2 protein-coding genes are annotated in these 2,428 nt (G+C 61.5%); both read left to right on the top strand.

Features of this window, described 5'->3' with window-relative positions; genetic code table 11:
• On the top strand, window positions 1-749 hold a 749-nt coding region (locus ACH2EH_RS00920), incomplete at its 5' end, for a Gfo/Idh/MocA family protein (protein ID WP_395137895.1).
• An 8-nt stretch (window positions 750-757) separates the two neighbouring features.
• The coding region (locus tag ACH2EH_RS00915) for a GxGYxYP domain-containing protein (protein WP_395137893.1) at window positions 758-2,428 on the top strand (1,671 nt) is incomplete at its 3' end.

The raw sequence follows: 2,428 nt of genomic DNA, 5'->3' as shown, positions 1-2,428 counted from the left end.
AGAAGCCTTTTGTGCTCTCGCTGGACGAAGGCGAGCGGCTCTGCGCACTCGCCGATGCCAATGGGGTCAAGCTGGCGGTGAACCAGAACGGGCGCTGGGCTCCGCATTTTTCGTACATTCGGGAGGCGGTAAAAGCCGGGCTGATCGGCGATGTCATCTCGGCGCATGTGGGCGTCCACTGGGATCACACCTGGGTTAAAGGGACGGCATTTGAGAGCATCTACGATCTGGTTTTCTATGACTTTGCGATCCACTGGTTTGACTTTGTGAGCACGCTGATTCCCGGCAGAGCCCGCTCGGTCTATGCTACCCGCGCCCAAGCCGCTGGGCAGACCATTGGGCCGCCGATGCTGGCGCAAGCGCTAGTGCAGTTCGACGGTGGCCAGGCGTCGCTGGTCTTCGACGCCCATGTCAAGCACGGCTCGCTGGATTGGACATTTGTCGCGGGCACCGAGGGCACGCTCACCAGCACCGGCCCCGATCTAGGAACGCAGACCGTGACACTGATCACCGAGGCGGGAGTCGCAACACCAAATCTCACAGGAACCTGGTTCAACGACGGTTTCAAGGGCACAATGGGCGAGCTACTCTGCGCGATTGAAGAAAACCGCGAGCCACGCAACTCGGCGCGGAGCAATCTCGCCAGCCTCGCGCTGTGCTTTGCCGCCATTGCCAGCGCCAATGAAAACCTGCCCAAAGTAGTGGGAGACGTGCGAGCGCTTCCCGTAGGAAGCGCCCCAGGAGTTTAGGAGATTTTATGAGTTTTCCCCGTGTCGCGGTCTTTGAAGAAAAGGACTTCCCTACCTACGGTGTCAGCGCCCAGCTTGTCACACGTAATGTTGTCCATGACCTCAAGGCAGCCGGGTTCGAGGCAGATTTACTCGACAGCGCGGCCCTCGCCGACGCGAGTCGGTTCAATGCGCAGCGCTTTGCTGCGCTAGTTCTGCCTCAGGGCAATACCTACCCGCAAGTGGCGTTTGCCAATGTCCGAAAATTTCACCAAGACAAGGGCTCGCTGATTACATCGGGGATTCCCTTCACACATCCGGTGATTCGAAAAGACGGCACGTTTGTGGACACGGGCCACGAAGATGCTCCCGCGCGGTTTGGCGAGAACGGGATCGGTGTCGGGGGATTTGGCGGGCCAGGTAAGACCACAGTCCCCGCAACCATTGCGCCCGGCGATCCGCTGAGGCTCAAGGGAGTTGTGACAGAAACGCCACTTCCGCGCCCGGCACCACAGTGGCTTGATCCGAAGTCGCTGCCTAATGGCGTGCGCCTGATCCCCGCGCTGGGCGATGCGACGCGGCCCCTCGTGGCGCTGGTGATTCACGAGAGCGGCCCGTTTACGGGAGCCGTGGATGCCTGGACCTATCGCCTCGGGCAGCGGGATCGGGAAGCCTACGAGAGCCAGCAGCTTGTCGTCAGGGCGACGGTCGCGGCGCTGGCCCAAGCGGGGAAACTGAGCAAGGGCGAGGCGGCGAGCGCGTTTCGCCGCCTCGATGCCCTGCCGCGCCCGGCGGTCTACGCCGATGTCGTGCTTCCCACCGTCCCCCGGCGCTACGCCACGTTTCAGCCCAAGATGCCGCCGCCTGCCCGCCAGCTCTTTGTCGCCGACATTCGCAAGCTCACGCCCGACGAGAAAGTGCTCCTCTTCTCGCTCCAGGGCTTGGTGAACCGGACACAGCCGCGCATCTACTTCGTCACTGACGACGACGACCAGCTCTGGCTCGATGAGCTGCAGCGCCAGGGCGTAACCGACAAGCCGCTCACGGTGAGCGATCCGTTCTCGCTACTGGAGACGTTCAAAAAAGAGTTTCGGGGGGCGGTGCTCTGCGACGCAAAAGTCTACACCTCACCGTGTGTGGCCGTGACGATGGCAGGACAGGAAAATTTGCTCGTCGCAAAAACGCCCGAGCTGGCAAAGCGGTTCAAGCTGACGGTGAAGCAAGATTTGCGCGGGAAGTTCGCAGATAACGCCGCCGCGCTACGCTACATTCGCACGAAGCTTCTGCCGGGGCAAGATCCGTATCTGACCTGTAGCCTTGATCCGTCGCGCTTTGACCAAGGTGGGATTGACCATCTGATCGCGTCCAAAGCCTCCGTGTTCTGGATCACCGGGCCGAAAGCACACCACTTTCCTGGCGCGGACATGGCGGCGGAATTAGAAGAGCTTCGTGCGTATCTGGCCAAGCTCCCGCTCGGGGCCGTGGTGCGCGGGTTCTGGTGGCACGGAGATGGCATAGGCCTTCAAGAAGACGATGGCGTGGCGCTGGGGAGCCGCTTTGGCAAGATCACGCTAGTCAGCGATCTGATCACGAACCTCTCTGTGCACAGCGGCGTCCCCGCGACAAAGCTGACGCAGAAGCCGCGCCCCGCGCCCCCAAAATTCGATCCCTCGAAAGTCTATGTCTGCTTCACCATGAGC

It is taken from the genome of Armatimonas sp. (assembly GCF_043760365.1).
GTDB lineage: Bacteria > Armatimonadota > Armatimonadia > Armatimonadales > Armatimonadaceae > Armatimonas.
The sequence above is the reverse complement of the archived record's forward strand: the minus strand, read 5'-3'. Positions and strand labels throughout refer to the sequence as shown.